The sequence below is a fragment of the Jeotgalibaca caeni genome (genome assembly GCF_028863945.1).
Classification (GTDB): Bacteria; Bacillota; Bacilli; order Lactobacillales; family Aerococcaceae; genus Jeotgalibaca; species Jeotgalibaca caeni.
In genome coordinates this window covers 1-17,174 of record NZ_JARBEA010000054.1, presented here as the reverse complement: position 1 = coordinate 17,174, position 17,174 = coordinate 1, and the positions used below count along the sequence as shown (strand labels likewise).

At 39.4% G+C, this 17,174-nt stretch carries 15 protein-coding genes; 10 read left to right on the top strand and 5 right to left on the bottom strand.

What is annotated here, in order from left to right; translation table 11 throughout:
• Positions 1-367: 367 nt before the first annotated feature.
• From kduI to PVE40_RS10405, 4 genes are all read left to right on the top strand, one after another.
• Complete coding sequence (gene kduI / locus PVE40_RS10420) at positions 368-1,210, top strand: 5-dehydro-4-deoxy-D-glucuronate isomerase (RefSeq protein ID WP_274731867.1); 843 nt, start codon at positions 368-370, stop codon at positions 1,208-1,210.
• Positions 1,211-1,247: 37 nt separating this feature from the next.
• A complete protein-coding gene (locus tag PVE40_RS10415; protein WP_274731866.1) occupies positions 1,248-2,039 on the top strand; it encodes a gluconate 5-dehydrogenase in 792 nt (263 codons plus the stop codon).
• A 99-nt stretch (positions 2,040-2,138) separates the two neighbouring features.
• Positions 2,139-2,915: an IclR family transcriptional regulator gene (locus PVE40_RS10410; RefSeq protein ID WP_274731865.1), complete on the top strand. Its 777-nt coding sequence runs from the start codon at positions 2,139-2,141 to the stop codon at positions 2,913-2,915.
• A 19-nt stretch (positions 2,916-2,934) separates the two neighbouring features.
• On the top strand, positions 2,935-3,675 hold the full coding sequence (locus PVE40_RS10405) for a sulfite exporter TauE/SafE family protein (protein WP_274731864.1): 741 nt from the start codon (positions 2,935-2,937) through the stop codon (positions 3,673-3,675).
• A 31-nt stretch (positions 3,676-3,706) separates the two neighbouring features.
• Here the strand turns inward: PVE40_RS10405 and PVE40_RS10400 are convergent, their stop codons facing one another.
• Positions 3,707-5,050: a DUF1576 domain-containing protein gene (locus PVE40_RS10400; RefSeq protein ID WP_274731863.1), complete on the bottom strand. Its 1,344-nt coding sequence runs from the start codon at positions 5,048-5,050 to the stop codon at positions 3,707-3,709.
• A gap of 176 nt (positions 5,051-5,226) precedes the next feature.
• Positions 5,227-6,168: a Rossmann-fold NAD(P)-binding domain-containing protein gene (locus PVE40_RS10395; RefSeq protein ID WP_274731862.1), complete on the bottom strand. Its 942-nt coding sequence runs from the start codon at positions 6,166-6,168 to the stop codon at positions 5,227-5,229.
• A gap of 159 nt (positions 6,169-6,327) precedes the next feature.
• Between PVE40_RS10395 and PVE40_RS10390 the strand changes: the two genes are divergently transcribed.
• On the top strand, positions 6,328-7,437 hold the full coding sequence (locus tag PVE40_RS10390; RefSeq protein ID WP_274731860.1) for a glycoside hydrolase family 88 protein: 1,110 nt from the start codon (positions 6,328-6,330) through the stop codon (positions 7,435-7,437).
• A 40-nt stretch (positions 7,438-7,477) separates the two neighbouring features.
• Here PVE40_RS10390 and PVE40_RS10385 read toward each other — a convergent pair whose 3' ends face one another.
• A complete protein-coding gene (locus tag PVE40_RS10385; RefSeq protein WP_274731859.1) occupies positions 7,478-8,479 on the bottom strand; it encodes a nucleoid-associated protein in 1,002 nt (333 codons plus the stop codon).
• Positions 8,480-8,621: 142 nt separating this feature from the next.
• On the opposite strand from PVE40_RS10385, the gene PVE40_RS10380 reads away from it, so the two are divergent.
• Together PVE40_RS10380 and PVE40_RS10375 are read left to right on the top strand one after the other, a co-directional pair.
• On the top strand, positions 8,622-9,401 hold the full coding sequence (locus PVE40_RS10380; RefSeq protein ID WP_274731858.1) for an IclR family transcriptional regulator: 780 nt from the start codon (positions 8,622-8,624) through the stop codon (positions 9,399-9,401).
• A gap of 169 nt (positions 9,402-9,570) precedes the next feature.
• Positions 9,571-10,578, top strand: coding sequence for a sugar kinase (locus PVE40_RS10375; RefSeq protein WP_274731857.1), 1,008 nt, complete (start codon positions 9,571-9,573; stop codon positions 10,576-10,578).
• Positions 10,579-10,827: 249 nt separating this feature from the next.
• Here PVE40_RS10375 and PVE40_RS10370 read toward each other — a convergent pair whose 3' ends face one another.
• A complete protein-coding gene (locus PVE40_RS10370; RefSeq protein ID WP_274731856.1) occupies positions 10,828-11,646 on the bottom strand; it encodes an aldo/keto reductase in 819 nt (272 codons plus the stop codon).
• 83 nt (positions 11,647-11,729) lie between these two features.
• Positions 11,730-13,691, bottom strand: a complete 1,962-nt coding sequence (locus PVE40_RS10365; protein WP_338033477.1) for a S9 family peptidase — start codon at positions 13,689-13,691, stop codon at positions 11,730-11,732.
• 462 nt (positions 13,692-14,153) lie between these two features.
• On the opposite strand from PVE40_RS10365, the gene PVE40_RS10360 reads away from it, so the two are divergent.
• From PVE40_RS10360 to PVE40_RS10350, 3 genes are read left to right on the top strand one after another with little or no spacing between them, the layout of a single operon-like run.
• Entirely contained in the window at positions 14,154-16,214 is a 2,061-nt protein-coding gene (locus tag PVE40_RS10360) for a DEAD/DEAH box helicase family protein (RefSeq protein ID WP_274731855.1), read from the top strand.
• Positions 16,195-16,413, top strand: coding sequence for a hypothetical protein (locus PVE40_RS10355; protein ID WP_274731854.1), 219 nt, complete (start codon positions 16,195-16,197; stop codon positions 16,411-16,413). Before PVE40_RS10360 ends, PVE40_RS10355 begins: the two co-directional genes overlap by 20 nt.
• Entirely contained in the window at positions 16,403-17,008 is a 606-nt protein-coding gene (locus PVE40_RS10350; protein WP_274731853.1) for an AAA family ATPase, read from the top strand. The genes PVE40_RS10355 and PVE40_RS10350 overlap by 11 nt, the downstream gene beginning before the upstream one ends.
• Positions 17,009-17,174 lie beyond the last annotated feature (166 nt).

Below are 17,174 nucleotides of genomic sequence, written 5' to 3'. Positions count from 1 at the left end.
TGTATTGCCATCCCTATTATACTCCTGCACGTGATTTTCCGTCATGGCATAGAACGCGGAGCGTTCATAAAGTTTTTTGTATAAAAAATTATAAAAAGAAATCAAAATTTTAAGATTCTTATTTTTGTAAAAAATTTCCTATTTAGAAACGAAACACAATAAAATTCCATCTTTTCAAAAAAACGTGAATAAATCAATATTTCCGCTATTCATCCACTTTAATCAAGTTGTCTCTCTCGAAAAACTTCTATGAAAGCCCTTGACTTTATCTTTTAAAAACTCTATCATTAGGAGTGTAATTTCCAAATGATATTCTACCGTTTCTTATTTGGAAATAAAAAGATGCTTATGAAAAGGAGAATCAGTAATGGAAACAGCTTATAAAACTTACTACTCACAAGGGCCAAAAGACATCAAACACCATTCTACCGATCAATTGCGTGAGGATTTCCTAGCAGAAAAAATCTTCGAACCTGGTGAAGTAGTACTAAATTACACACATCACGACCGTCAAATCTTTGGTGGGGTTACTCCAACTGACAAAGAGTTAGAAATTGTTCTAAACAAATCATTGGGAGTAGAGTACTTCTTAGAAAGACGTGAACTTGGCGTTATCAATATTGGCGGACCTGGTTCCATCATCATTGAAGGAAAAGAAGAAGCAATGGTGAAACAAGACGGATACTACATCGGAAAAGAAACCAAAGACGTTCGTTTCAAATCAGATGATCCAACTAACCCAGCTAAATTCTATGTGGTTTCTACACCTGCTCATAAAGTATATCCAACTGTAAAAATTGCAATCGCAAACATTACACCAAAAATTACTGGTGAAAGCAAAACATTGAACCAACGTAGCATTTACCAATACATTCATCCAAATGTATGCGAAAGCTGTCAATTGCAAATGGGCTACACCATCTTGAACGAAGGAAGTTCTTGGAACACCATGCCATCTCATACACATGAGCGTCGTATGGAAACATACTTGTACTTCGATATGGATGCAGATACACGTGTATTCCACTTCATGGGCGAGCCAAGCGAAACAAAACACTTAGTACTTTCTAACGAACAAGCAATCATCTCTCCAAGCTGGTCCATCCATACAGGTGTTGGAACAAGTGACTACACTTTCATTTGGGCAATGTGTGGAGAAAACATCACTTATGAAGATATGGACCATGTAGCAATGGGCGATTTAAGATAATACAATCTGATTCAACCTACAATTAGGAGGAAATAACATGTCAAATTTTAGTATGGATTCATTCTCACTTAAAGGTAAAGTTGCCTTAGTAACCGGCGCATCATACGGAATCGGTTTTTCTATGGCGAGTGCATTAGGAGAGGCTGGCGCAACAGTTGTCTTCAATGATATCAATCAAGATCTAGTAGATCGTGGTTTGGCTGCTTATAAAGAAGCAGGAATTGAAGCGCATGGTTACATCGCTGACGTAACAAATGAAGAGCAAGTAAACGCGTTAGTGAAACAAATCGAAGAAGAAGTTGGAGTTATTGATATCTTAATCAATAATGCCGGCATCATCAAACGTATCCCAATGACAGAAATGTCAGCGGCAGAATGGCGCCAAGTAATCGACATTGACTTGACTGGTCCATTTATTATGGCGAAAGCAGTTATTCCTTCCATGATTAAAAAAGGTCACGGTAAAATTATCAACATCTGTTCCATGATGAGTGAATTAGGTCGTGAAACGGTTAGTGCTTATGCAGCTGCTAAGGGCGGATTGAAGATGTTGACGAAAAACATTGCTTCTGAATATGGTGAACACAATATTCAATGTAATGGTATCGGACCTGGCTACATCGAAACACCGCAAACTGCACCATTGCGTGAAGAAGGCCACCCATTCAATGACTTTATCATTGCAAGAACTCCAGCAGCACGTTGGGGAACTCCAGATGAATTGAAAGGTCCTGCTGTTTTCTTAGCTTCTGAAGCATCAGACTTTGTAAATGGACACATCCTTTATGTAGATGGCGGTATCCTAGCTTATATCGGGAAGCAACCATAATCTATAATTTTTCTTAGGTAAATGATAGAATAAAAGGGCGGCTTTGGATTTTAATCTGAAGCCGCCCTCATTTATTATCTATTGGGAAGGAGGCACAAGATGACTGATAAAAAATTATACGGTACGGTCCTTATTAAAGCAGATCTTATTTTAGAATATTTATACGAAGCATCCGGCCCACAATCATTAGCAGCTATTGCGGAAAATACGGAGCTAACGAAATCGACCACATTGAAAATTCTCGATACACTGGAACACATTGGTTATGTTGTGAAAAATAAACAAACACGGACGTATTCCATCGGCTTTAAGCTGATTAAATATTCTTCGAAGGAAATGCAACAATTAGACTTAGAAGCGCACGTGTACGACCAACTAGAAGCTCTGCATGAACGTTTCGATGAGACCGTCCATTTGGGAGTTTATCAGAACAATCATATTGTGACAGTCAATAAATTTCAGTCGAGCAGGCCTGTCGTCTGCATCTCCTCAGCGGTTGGTGAAACAAAAGACCTCTACAGCTCCGGAATGGGGAAAGCTGTCCTCGCTGAACTGGACGATAAAAAACTTTTGAACTATATTAATAATCATGACTTTATTGCCAAAACAGATAAAACAATTGCCGGCACACAACTTCTCTTAACGGAGTTGGAGGAAATCAGGAAGCATGGTTTCTCTATTGACAACGAAGAAAATGAAGAAGGTGTCTATTGTATTGGTGCTGCGATTACCAATCGGACGTTGAGCGGGCAAAAAATGATTCTTGGGGCTTTTAGTATCAGTATTCCTATTTTCAGAGCAACCGACGAAGTTGTAAAAGAACTGGCAAGTGCTGTTTTGGAAACAAAGGAAAAATTGAACGCTAGTTTCAAGTAGTTTTAGAAAGGAAAAGTCTATGTTCGGATTAACAACAATTGAACTAGTCATGCTGGTCGTCAGTGCGTTGATTGTGGGCTTTTCCAAGGCCGGCATTCAAGGTGCGACGATTCCAGCAGTGGCGATGTTAGCTTTGATTTTTGGAGGAAAAGAGTCTTCAGGTATCATGTTACCGATGCTTATCATGGGGGACTTAGTCGCCATATTCAAATATGGTAGACAAGGGAGCCTAAAAGATATTCTGCGGCTGATGCCTGCCACCGTTTTAGGAATTATCGGCGGTGCAGTAATCGGCAGTCGTTTGAACGACGCTCAGTTCAAAGCGCTCATGGGAGTGATTGTTTTAATTTGTCTTATTTTGTTGATTCTACGGCAAATGAAAGCTCAAGCCGTCGAGCTGCCGGACAACAAGTTGATTCATTGGGGAGTAGGGATTGTGAGTGGTTTTTCTTCGATGGTTGGAAATGCTGCCGGGCCCATTTTCAATGTATATGTGTTGGCGAAGAACTTGAAGAAAGCCAACATGATTGGTACAACTGCTTGGTTCTTCTTTTTGATGAACTTGCTAAAAGTTCCCTTTCATGTGTTTATGTGGGGAACCATTACCTGGGATACGATGAAGTACACAACCTTTGCGCTCCCGTTCATCGGACTAGGGGCATTAGGTGGCATTTGGATTATTAAGAATATAAGTGAAAAGTGGTACCGTCGTCTCATTATGTTGACGACTGCTATCGCTGCCGTTCGCTTATTCATGTAAGAAGCAGCCCAAGATCGACTCGGGCTGCTTTTTATCGTTTATCCACTGTTTCTACTTCTTCGGCTGGATCCACTTCTTGGCTACTCGTTGTAAGACGAGCAGCACGCTGCACATGAATCGCATCCACAATCGGAACAACAATCCCGGCAATCAATCCGCCAGCGAATCCATTGTTATACAAGTTGACGCCACCATGCAGGAATCCGACATTCACAACCAGCGACAAGTGCAAAGCTCCTGCAATGAAACCGACCAAGTTGCTGTATTGACCCGCGATTGGAGAGAGCGTGGTAGAGAACAAAATAGCAATTAAAATAGAAGGTGATTGAGTATCGTGCAAAGTGAGCGAGGACATGACAGTAGCACCCAGCATAATAGGTGCAGCTGTCAGCACATTTTTCCCGAATGCGCCAAAGCCCACAATACTCAAAATACCGCCAATGACAGGACCACTCAGGTCGCCGCCGAGTAAGAGGATAAAGAGAGTAGAAAAGATTCCTAAAAAGCCCATATTCAAAAAGGTAGCTCCAAGCCCTCCTACTTCCACGTAATCCGTAGAAAGCTGTCCTGTATGGCGATAAATTTCTTTCAGGCCGTAAAAAGACCAGTTATTCAAGTAGTAACCAAACAGAGCAAGGAGAAGCGACATGAGAATCAAAAGGACACTGAAGGCAGTTGTATAATCATTCGAGATAATGGAAACAATGTCGACGGTCATACCGAAACTACGCATCAGGGAGATAAAAATCGTTCCTACAAATCCACAAGTAAAGCCCACATTATAAAGACTGAATCCTTTGGTGAAAGAAATGGCATGTTGGGCAAGTGGCGGCAAGATAAATCCAGCCACGAAACCAGCAGTAAGCCCAAGGGTCATTCCAACGGGCAGTGAGAGACCTTGGTTGAAAGTTAATTCGCTAACGAGCGGTCCTAGTGCCGTTCCAAATAAAGCCGCTAGCAATGATTTTTCCAAGGGATGGCGAGTTACCCACGCATAGGATAAAGCGCCTACAACAATTGGCATGGAATTATAGAAATTCTTGCCAAAGAAGGAGAACCCAATAATTAAAAAGAGTGCTGCGATGACAGGGCCATTAATTTTGGCGTTACAGAGTCGAACAATTAACAAGGCGTGAAGCGTCATGACAGAAGCATTCATCAAGGTTGCCCCGGGGTTGGCAAGTTCCATGTAATCAGTCAGCAAGTTAGCTGGGGAACGCATAATCAGCCAAAACCCGTCCCAAATTTCAATGGGGGTGTTAAACAAAAAAGCCAATAAGCCAATGAAGAGTGCAAAGAAGGTAAAAAGCCTGTAAAGGATCTTAGCCGGTAATGTGTGAAACGCCGGCGCATTCTCGATTGGTATAGTCGTCATTCGGTTCCTCCTCTATGTAGGAATGTATAGTGTGACGGCATTTTTATTATTTTACTATGAATAATAATATATTGGCAAGCCAATAATGTGTTTTTATAGAGTGTTTTTATGACTGGTCAACAAAATTATAAAAAAAGACCAAGTTACTCGCTAGGAGCATGCTTGGTCAATGGGAATTACATAATTTCTTTTGCTAAATCATAGAATTTTTTCACATCATGGCGATAGACCCATTTGCTGAAAGAATGGCTGATGTCACGGCTTGCTGTCCGGTAAAACATCGTAGGTGCATTGTTCACACAATAGAAGTATTTCCCATTCTTCTTCACAAACGGTTCTTCAATCGGTGTGTATTCGATGCCTTGGATTGCGCCATCGCCATCAGCCGCAGCGTCAATTACAATGGCGCCACGTTTCATGTGTTGTTGACGTTCCAGGTTGATGACATGGGGAGTACCGCGTTGAATTTGGATGCCGTTAATAATAATGTCGTAATCGTGAATATTTTCCAAGAATTCGTTAAGAGTCTTGCGGTAGAACATCCGCACATTGCTCGTGAATTTAGAAATGGCGTTCATGGCACCTTGGGAAACATTCCCTGAACCAAGCACAGCTACTTTGTGGCGACTGTCAGGAATGATCCCGATACTGATTAGACCATGTAAAGTAGCGGAAAAACCAGCGTTCATGCTATTCTCATAGACAAAGTTACGAGGAATCCAAGGAATTTCAATCGAACGATCTTGGTAATAAATAGCAGGAGTAATATTATCTAAGTCCACAATGATTAACTTCTTCGGAATCCCTTGTGCTTCCATAAATGGTTTTCCAGTTTCCGTTGGATGAGTCCAGCCAATAATCATCTGGCCCTCTCGGATGTAGTCATAATCTTCTGGTTGGAGGAGTTTCAGTGATACGATGGTATCGCAGGTAGCAAATACTTCTTTTCTGCTTAACACCGTACAGCCTCTTACAATATAAGATCGGTCATCAATGCCCATCTCGGCTCCTAACCCTTTTTCGATGACAACTTCATTTTCGAAATTTTTGATGTCTTCGGGCAATAGAGGAACTCGTTTTTCCCCTGGGTAATTGGATATAACAAACCCTATTTTCATATATTTCCTCCTTCTATTGTGATCATCTTAGTAAAAAATACTGTAAAGAAAGCTTCTTCTCATTTAACAATAGCATAAAATGGGGTTTTTAACAAAAAGGGAGGGTGCCACATGTTATAATAAGCTGTAGTAAATAAAACAAAAAAAAGGTGGCTAACTATGATCGACCAGAAAATTTGGGATTTTGTAAAAGATAAAATAGATAAAAATGTGGCTGAAATTGGCGCAGCCTATCCAAACGCTGCGATAGATGGTATTTATAATCAGGGAAACGTGCGGGATTGGATTTCAGGATTTTGGCCTGGGATTCTTTGGAAAGGCTATCAAGTGACGGAAGATGAGAAGTTTGCTATGTTAGCGCGAGAAATCGAAGCAAACATGGATCAAAAGTTGAAGGACACAGAGTGGTTGGACCATGATATTGGCTTTATTTGGAGTCTTACAAGTGTAAGCGATTATAAAATGACGGGAAACCAAGAGAGCAGAAGAAGAGCATTGTTGGCAGCGAACTTATTGATGGGTCGCTTTAATCTGGCAGGGAATTTTATCCGCGCTTGGAATGACCGCGCTGATTTGGATACAAAAGGATTAGTGATTATCGATTCAGTGATGAACATGCCTCTACTGTTCTGGGCAGCAGAGGAAACAGGGGACCCAAGATTTAGACACGTAGCGGAGGCGCACCTTGGCACGATCATTCAAACTTTTTTCCGAGAAGACGGATCGGTAGCACATACAGGTATCTTTGATCCTGAAACAGGCGCATTCATTGAAGAAATCGGGAATCAATCTTTTGCGGCTGGAAGCGCATGGTCTAGAGGAACTGCATGGGCTCTGTATGGGTTCGCCTTAGCCGGTCGTTATACGAGAAGGCCGGAGTACATAGATGCAGCGAAAATGGTTGCTGATTTCTTTATCGAACAGATGGGTGAAGAAACAGCTCCAGCGTGGGACTTTCGAGCAGAAGCGCAGTACGGGGAAGGGCGCATACTTCTGGATACATCGGCTGCCGCTATTGCAGCGTGTGGACTCCTTGTTTTCGCAAAACTAACCGGAGAATCCCATTACCGAGAACAAGGCGAAAAAATAATAAACAATCTGTATCATCATCATAGCACGAAAGACGATCCTACCCATCAAGGAATGCTGGTAGACGCGACCGGACACTATCCAAAACAAAAAAATCTAGAGGTTTCTCTGATTTATGGGGACTACTTCTTCACCGAAGCAGTTGTGACGGCATTGTTTGATAAACCCTTATTCTGGTAAATGAAAAAAGCAATAATGGTCGCATCATTGCTTTTTCAAGTTAAAATAAATTTTTAATTTTTTCGATATTTTTAATCATAACAGAGGTCGTGCCATCTGGATTGTTAATAAATTCTACGACTTCCGGATCTTTGTACAATTCAAGGGGAATACTAATTTCGATTCCGTTATTCAAGCGCAATTTCTGCTTCGAATATTTAGGTCCGGCTACGGCAACTTCGGCTGGAGCTCGGTCGACGTATCCCATATCTTCCACTTCTGCATAGAATTTTTCTTTTTTGGCGAAGTTATCACCAAAAAGAGAGTCAGCAATCACGCGGTGGTCAATTACTTTTTCCTCTTCCATGCTGTGAACGAGCGCTTCTTTGGTGCTGGCTAGGACTTGGAATTCTTCGTCATTAAAGGCTTTACTCGTTTTCTGTACCGCTTTTTTGATGATTGAAATATTTTCCTTCAAACTAGGTTTGGGCTGATCACCAAGAAATAATTCGGTAAAGTAAAATACTTTTTCAGCAAGTTCAGTAATCATATGCTTCTTCTCGATGACATGGTACTCCATCTGTTCCAAGTTCAAAACGAGTCCTTCTTGGATTGCCTGTCTCGCACTTGGCAAGATGGAGCGGTTCATGATCAACTGATTAGTCAGTGTTTCCGTTTCATACGACACATGATGAGTCACGCTGTCGGAATAATTCAACTTAAAAATTCCAAGACAGGGAACTTCATCCATCGTAAACAAAACAAACAACAGATCAGCGGGTGGGATTTCTGGGTTTATTTTCGTTATGTCGAAGAATTTATCGGTTAACCCCTTCGTTGCTGCCACAAAATCAGTTTGTGTTCGTTGGAACAATGGAATGATTGGATTATCCACCGCCAATTGTCCTTCTTTCATGTTGTCGGAATCCTCAACTTTAGCAATCATTGCATGGATATAATCCAAAGTAAATTTCTCTTCCAGGTTAAGTCCAGCGAATGAGTAAATTGGTTCATTCGTGTTTAGATCAAAAATATGTAAAATTGCTTCTTGAATATAAATCATGTTCTACCTCCATTTGACAGTCACGAGAACCAGTATCTCACAAAAAAAGAAGTTGCGCAAAAGCATCATTTTCCCAATTTGTCTTCTTGGCTTATAATAGAAGAAGAGATTCTACTACTAGGAAGAATGGAGTAAAAAATTAATGAGCCAACCACAACCATACGGCACGGTCCTGCTAAAAGCAGAGAAAATTTTAAACTGCTTGGCAAGGAGCAGGGAGCCGAAACCGTTGCATGTAATCGCCAAAGAAACTGAAATGACCAATTCGACTGTTTCAAAAATCTTAACGACTCTCGAACAAATTGGATACGTCAAACGAGATGATGCCACAAAAACATATAGCTTAGGAAGCGGACTAGTAAAGTATGCGAATGAATACTTGAGTAATCTGGATATTTCTAAAGTAGCTTACCCACATTTGAAAAAGTTGCACGCGGAACTCGACGAAACGGTTCACCTCTCCATTCGAGAGGGCGATGAAATTTTGTATATTAATAAACTGGAGTCAATGCGTCCAATCGTCGTAACTACCTCACGAATTGGGTTCTCAAAACCGATGTACGCTTCCGCCATGGGGAAAGCCATTCTAGCTGAAACGAGCGAAGCGGAATTGGATGCGTACTTAGGACGAGTGTCGTTGATCAGTTTTACCCCAAATACATTAACGAACCCGGAAGACTTGAGAGCAGAATTAGCAGAAATTAGAAAGCAAGGTTACGCCATCGATAACAGCGAAGAACAAATTGAAGTTTTCTGCATAGGGACAACCCTTTCCTATAATGGTACAAATTATGGTGCGTTTAGCGTCAGCATGCCTGCTTACCGCCGCACCAAAGAATTAGAAGAACGCATCATTCAAGCGGTCATGAATACCAGAGCCGATATCCTTGAGCAATTGAAGCAATTATACTTTTACATTTAACAGAAAGAGGGTTGTTCTCTTCCTCTTTCTGTTTTATAATAAAGATAATATTTCCCATACGAATATCAACTTTCCTATTTGGAAAACTATACAGATATTCTTTTCTTTTTGAGGGAAAATGAAATCGGAATCATTATTGTTAAAATATCACAGAAAAAGAGGGTCAATAATGAAAGAAAATATTTTATGCGTCGGCGAGACATTAATGCGTTTATCTACTGAGATGGGAAAACATTACTATGATACGACTAGCTTGCATCTTCATTATGGTGGAGCAGAGGCAAACGTGGCGGTAAACTTGAGCAACTTGAATCACCAAACTACCTACTTCACGAAAGTACCTGACAATCAACTAGGCCGTGCAGCAATCAAGCATGTAACCAAATATGGCGTGGATGCAAAGAACGTTATTTTTGGCGGACCTCGTATGGGTTCCTACTACCTAGAAGCAGGAGTTGGCGCGCGTCCAACAACTGTAATTTATGACCGTGCGAATTCTTCTGTTTCCCAATTAACTTTGGAAGAAGTAAATGTAGAGGAATTATTAGAAGGAAAAACAATGCTGCATATTACGGGAATCACCGCAGCTCTATCGGAGAACATGAGCGAGATGACCTTCCAGCTTATTCAAAAAGCAAAGGAAAAAGGACTGAAAGTGAACTATGACGTCAACTACCGTGCAAAATTGTGGTCGATTGAAGAATCTGCTGCATTCTTGAAACGCGTGTTGCCTTATGTAGATTACCTTTCAGCAGGAAAATTGGATGCGATTAACTTCTTGGGGATCCAACAACCTGGCGAGGAAGTAACGGATGAATTAGGTTACTACTATAATGAAATCCATAAATTGTATCCAAATATCGAAATTATTTACTCTACCTTGCGTAATGTAATTTCAGCTACGCATAATACTTTGCAAGGTGCCATTTGGAAAGACGGCGAAACACACTACTCCAAAGTGCATGATATGGATTACATCATCGACCGAATCGGCGGTGGAGATGCATTTGCAGCAGGAGTCTTGCACGGAATCTTGTCTGACAAAGAGCCAGAGTATACGATTAACTTTGCTACTGCCTTCTCTGTGTTGAAGCACACCGTTTACGGAGATGCTTGCCCATTCACAATCGAAGAAGCAGAACGCATCATGACTCGCGATGCACGAGTAGATCGCTAAAAAGTAGAAAAAAAGGAAACAGGCCACTCAAGGCCTGTTTCCTTTTTGCGTTGCGTTAGCGAGACTGAATCGGTTCCTATCGCAACGCAACATGGGGAATCGTTGTGATAGGGGGAGCAAACGGTGTGCTATCACAACGCAAGAGGCGGACTCATTGCGATAGCTGGAACAAACCAAATCCTATCGCAACGCAAACGAAATAAAAAAGAAGAAGCTCGTTTTTTTGAGCTCCTTCTTATTCAATATCATTTATTTTTTACGTACATCTTCAATAGCATCTAAGCGTGCCATATCTTCTTCAGAAATTTCGAAATCTACTTGCAAGTTCTCTACAATCCGACCTTCATGCGTAGATTTTGGCAAAGGAAGTGTGTCCTTTTGGATGCAGTAACGAATACAAATTTGTGCTGGCGTACAATCATACTTTTCAGCAATTTCTTTGATTTCTTCACTGTTCAAAATTTCTCCTGTTGCTAGCGGCGAATAAGCTTCTACCATAATCTCGTGTTGCTTGCAGAATGCGAGCAATTCTTCTTGATCGCGCCCGATGTAGAACGGAATCTGATTGACGAACGGTACAATTTCGCAGTTATCAATAATTGCTTGCAAGTCAGAGATTTCAAAGTTGGAGACACCGATTGAACGAATTTTGCCAGCTTTATAAAGCTCTTCCATTGCTTTCCAAGCTTGAATATTACCTTCCGTACAATCTTTTCCTACTTCGGACCATGGCCATGGTGCATGGATTAAATATAAGTCTAAATAATCTAAGCCTAAGTTTTCCATCGTTTCGTTAAAGCGCTCAATGGTTCCGTCATAATCCTTGATGTTTGAATTGAGCTTACTTGTAACAAACACATCTTCACGAGCGATGTCAAAATCGCGCACGGCTTTCCCTACATTTTCTTCATTTTTGTAGGCATTCGCTGTATCGATATGGGTGTAGCCACTTTTAAGAGCATATGTTACACTTTCATATGCTTCTTCATTTGGAATCTGCCACGTACCAAATCCAATTTCTGGAACTTCCACGCCATTACGTAAAACAAAAACATGATCTTTATGCACGTTTCATTACCTCCCAATGATCTCATCTACTTTTCAGTTTATTCCTTTTCAGGAGGAATGTAAACGAATTCTACTTGGAATGATCAGTGTTTTTTCAACCAATCTAAGATGGCGTCAAAACGTTTCATTCGTAAGTTTGGTAAGCCGTTTCGAGATAACCCGTGGCTCGATTGTGGGAAAGTAATGAGCTTTGTTTCCACTTTATTTTTCTTCATTGCGACATAGAACTGTTCCGCTTGCTCCATTGGGCAACGCAAGTCCTGCTCGCTGTGCATCAATAGGATTGGTGTAGTTGCGTTCTCCGCATACTTCAGCGGCGAAAGGTTCCATAATCCTTCCACATCACGCAAGTCACGCTGTAGTTGGAATTCTACGAAAAAGGCTCCAATGTCACTCGTTCCGTAAAAGCTGATCCAGTTGGAAATGGAGCGCTGAGAAATTGCAGCGCGGAACCGATCTGTGTGTCCTACAATCCAGTTCGTCATGAAGCCACCATAGCTGCCGCCCATTACATAAACGTGATTTTGATCAATTTCTGGATGCTCATTCAAGACATACGTCGTTCCAAGCATCAAGTCTTCATAGTCGTTATGACCATAGTCGCCTAGGATGGAAGCCACAAACTCCTGGCCATATCCATTTCCTCCGCGCGGGTTGAGCATGATGACCCCGTACCCTTGAGCAGCCAAAACTTGCATTTCGTGGAAAAAGGATTCCCCATACGCTACTTGTGGTCCCCCATGAATATAGAGAATCGCTGGATGCTTTGGCTTCTTCTCCAGTGGTGCTACGTACCAACCTTGAATATCCCAATCATCCGCTCCTTTGTACCAGAACATTTCCGGTTCAACGACCGCATGCTCCTCAAAGAACTTCTCATTTGGTTGATAGAGAACTTCGATGTCGCCACTCGCTAAATCTAATACGCCTAACTCACTTGTTTTCGTTAAAGTGGAGTAGGTGACCGCCATCTGATTCTTATCATTTGTCAGAGCTCCATCAGTCAGATGCATCCGCTTGTCGAATAACAAAGTAGTACCGCCATCACGGTTTCCTTTATAAAGTTGAACCTTGCCATGAACGGTTGCCGGTAACAAAAATTCTTCCTCATTCAGCCATTCGACCCCAATTCCTAGAACCGCTTGTTGGAAGTCCGCTACCATAACATCACTCACTTCAACATCTAATTCATCCGTCAAACAAGTGAGCGTATGGTTCTTCATGTCATAACCATATACCTTTGTCAGAGTCACAAAAGCATATTCAAAATTATTTCCCAGTAGCAATAAGTAGTCTTCGCTTTCAGACATCTCCGCATACATGAAGCTGCCTTTTGGTACAGACGTTGTCAAAGAACGTTTTTCTTTTGAAGCTACATCATAATAATGCACGGTTCCGCCATAGTTCCACTCATCTTCGCGGTCCAAATCATCAAAAATCAATAAGAAACTCTCATCGTTTGCGACATAACTCAAGCCAATCCGTTGATCATCTTCTAAAATAACATGTGTCTCTTTTGAAGCGACATCGATTTTTTTGATTTGATGCAATAAGTTCTGTGGCAGTAAACCCGCACCGTCTAATTTGTATGTGAGCTTTTCAATTTCAGTTGTATTCGGTAATTTCTTTTCTTCGCCTGCAGCATCGTCTTCTTTTTTCTGATGCGTCTGATAGTAAATGGATGCTCCATTTTTCGTCCAGAGATAAGAAGATACGCCTTCTTTCTCCGCCGTCAAAGCATACGCACTCCCGCCATCAAGCGGCATCAACATCACTTGCATCTTCTTTTCTTTGTTCGCATTGCTTAAGAAAGACAGATATTTCCCATTAGGCGAAATTTTCAAAGACGTTTGATTCGTTCCCGCGTCCCCAAAACGGCGCCGTTCCTTTGTCGTTTGATCGATGCTGTAGATATAAGAATGATAGCTATTTTCTTCCTTGTCAGGAGTAGTTTCAATATAGAAGATTTTGTTGCCATGAACAACTGGCTGGCCTAGGCTCTTTAATTCGAACAGGCTCTCCATTTGGATAGGTTGTTTCGTCAAAGTGATGCGCCTCCAATGTGAATTTGGTTAGAAATATTACTACTTAATTAGAACATATGGGTAAAGCGTTGTAAAGTTGTTAAGGTAATCCTGCGAGCTCTAATTTAGTTGGTATAACGATACTCCATTCTAAATTCCTACAAAGGAAAAAATAATATAACGGTTTTAGTTGATGGGAAATTATTGAAACTGTATATAGTTAAGTATTGAATGGCACGATCAAGTGTGTGTAAATTAAAAAATTCAATATTTAAGTTAAATTTTGAAATTTGGACTATATAATTAGCATCACCTCAAAGAAGTTTATAAAGTGAAATTATGTATTTTATATGTCTTTTAATATCAAAAGATGGTACCAAAATATACTAGACATCTAGATCTTCTTTGGCCTTGTGTTAAAATATTTGTATAGTAAAAAATATTTTAAATTTCAAGATCCTGGATATAAAAAGGAGAATAATTTTGAGTCTTAAAAAACATCCATGGAAGACTTCTTATAAATCTTTCGAGAATAATATAATAAAAGAGTTTTATAGCCCCGCTATAAAGTCATCTATTTCATATAAACGCATTGCTGGTTTTTTTTCTGCTTCATTTCTGGAAAACTTAGCATTAGAAATAGAGGAAAGCATTAGAAATAATAATTTGTATATTCAAATTCTCTGTTCGCCTATTATGGCGGACAAAGATGTATCTGCAATTGAGTTAGGATACAACTTGAGGAATCAGATATCGGTTATGATAGAAGATACATTAAAAAAAATTTCCGAAGAAAGTAAGGCGCTTCCATTAATAGCTGATTTAATAGCCAGGAATGCACTTGATATAAAATTTGTGATACCTAAAATTCGTTCAGGAATGTTTCATGATAAAAAAGGAATATTTGAAGATTCCGAAGGGAATAAAATAGGATTTTCTGGTTCAAGTAATGAAACAAATAGAGCTGTCTTTGATAATTATGAGTCTATTGTTGTACTAAATAATTGGGAAAACAGAAGACATGTTTATGAAATGGAAGAAGATTTTAATGAAATTTGGAATGAGAAGAAAAGTGATTTGTTAGTGCTAAAAGTATCCAGAGAGCTACAAGAAAAAATTGAAGAAAAAATGGCTCCTTATTCCGTCAAAGAAACAGACCCATTCTCTCGTATAAATGTATTTAAAAAATATCCTACATTATTTGATTATCAACTAGAAGCAGTGGGAAAATGGGAAAATAATGAACATAAGGGCTTGCTTGAAATGGCAACCGGTACTGGTAAAACCATAACGGCTTTAGCATGTTATCAAGCCTTATCTGAAAAAATGGAGAAGTTGCTATCAGTTATGGTTGTGCCGCAAATTGAACTTCTATACCAGTGGGAAGAGGATGTCATTAGTAGTGGAGCGTCAGCAATTATATGTTCAAGTAGCAATCCATCGTGGAAGCGTACTTTAAAAAACAGAATAAGACGATTAGCTAGAAGTGATGAAGGGTACTTAAATGTAATCGTTACTCGTGATACGTTTATTTCGAAGGTTTTTTTGGAAATTATAAATGTTGCGGAAGTCCCTCGTCTTCTCATAGCAGATGAAGTTCATAGTTTTGGGTCGGAAGGAACAAGGAAGAAGTTTGATGAATTAAATAGTTTATTTCCATATCGATTAGGTGTAAGTGCCACTCCTTTTAGAAAGAACGAAACAGAGAGTGAACAATTAATAGATTTTTTTAGGGGAATTGTTTTTTCATATTCATTAAAAGAAGCTATTAAAAATGGGTTTCTAAATAATTACGAATACCATGCAAAAGTACTTTTTTTTGATAACGAAATATTAGAGCAATATCGAAAAATGTATTACGAAAATAAAGAGAAAATTCAAAAAAATGATATTATTGCAATTGAAAAGCTCACTTCTACAATAGCGAATTCAACAACTTCAAAAGTCGAGGAGCTTGTTTCTCATTTTAATAATCGTAGTGACACATTTCAATCAATCGTATATTGTTCCCCTGGTGGTTATAACGACACTGTCCAAAGGTATGATGAAAAGCATATTGATTTTGCTTCAAAAGAATTAAGTGAAGTTGAAGGCGTGCGGCTTAGGAAAATAAGAAGTCAAGTTGAGCCAGAAGAAAGAAAAGAAATTCTTAATCAATTCAAAGACAAAGAGTTAAACGTATTGATGGCCATTAAGTGCTTGGATCAAGGTATAAATTTACCTGAAGTAACAGATGCATTTATCCTTTCAAGTACAGATTCTCCTACAGAATTTATACAACGTAGAGGAAGAATTTTGAGGAGATTTCCTGGAAAACCTACTTCTTACATCTATGATTTCATTATGCTTCCACAGGATTATCGTATGTCAACTTTTGATCCAGATGAAGCCGATGCGTATTTAGTTGCAAGAGAACTGCGAAGAATGAGAGAGTATATGGATGGTTCAGATAACTACTTTGAAACACAACATAAGATTGAAGAGATAGAGGACGCCTATAAAGATGTTTTGGAGGTAAAAGAATATGAATTTAGTGAATTCTAATAGAGATGCTGAATTAGTAAAGATAGAAGATGTTACAGAGTTGTTGAGATTTGTACTCATGAATGAGAAAAGAGTTTATAAAGAAAACCCGTTTCAATCTACAAGGGATAAAGCTGAAAAAGAAAGAGAGTATCTTACAAAAATAGATAAGTTGGCGCTCGAAATAGCAGAAAGAGAAGGAATAAACTATGAAGATTAAAAGCATTAAATTACGTAATTTCCGTCAGTTTATGAATATAGACATTGATTTTTCAACTGAGAAGAAAAAGAATGTATCTGTTATTATTGCTGAAAATTCCACAGGTAAAACAACGCTGATGCAATCTATAAAATGGTGTCTTTATGGAGACGAAGAAACAGATCTAGACAACAAAAACCAATTGTTAAATCAATACGTACAGCAAACAAGTAATCAAGAGAAAGAACCGTTGTCAGTTGAAGTAACAATAGAAGAAGAAAAAGTCGATTATACTATTAAAAGAGTTCGTGAAGTAATTAGAAAAAATAATAGAACTTCCGAAGAAATACTTAGCTTGGAATACAAAGATTCAAGTGGAGAAACCAAAATTATAAAAAGCCATGTAAATGGAACGTCTAACGAACTAAATAAAATAAATAGAATGATTAACCAAATCTTAACAAGAGAAATGTCAAGGTACTTTTTATTTGATGGCGAGCGCATCAATAATCTAGGAACGAACAATGCAAAATCTAGAAAAGACATCAGAGAAGCGATTGGCGCAATTAATGGATTTAATATTCTAGATAATTCCCTGAATTATTCATACTCCTGAAATCTTCTTGAAAAATGTCTTTTTTAACGTTTAAGCATTCCGATTTTTTTGTATCACATTGATTTTACTAAATCGACCAGATATTTTGGGTTCACATCAGGCAACTTCGGGTTTGAGCCCTATTTTTGGGCGCAGGAACCCCTTGGGTTCCATCTGATTTTTTAAA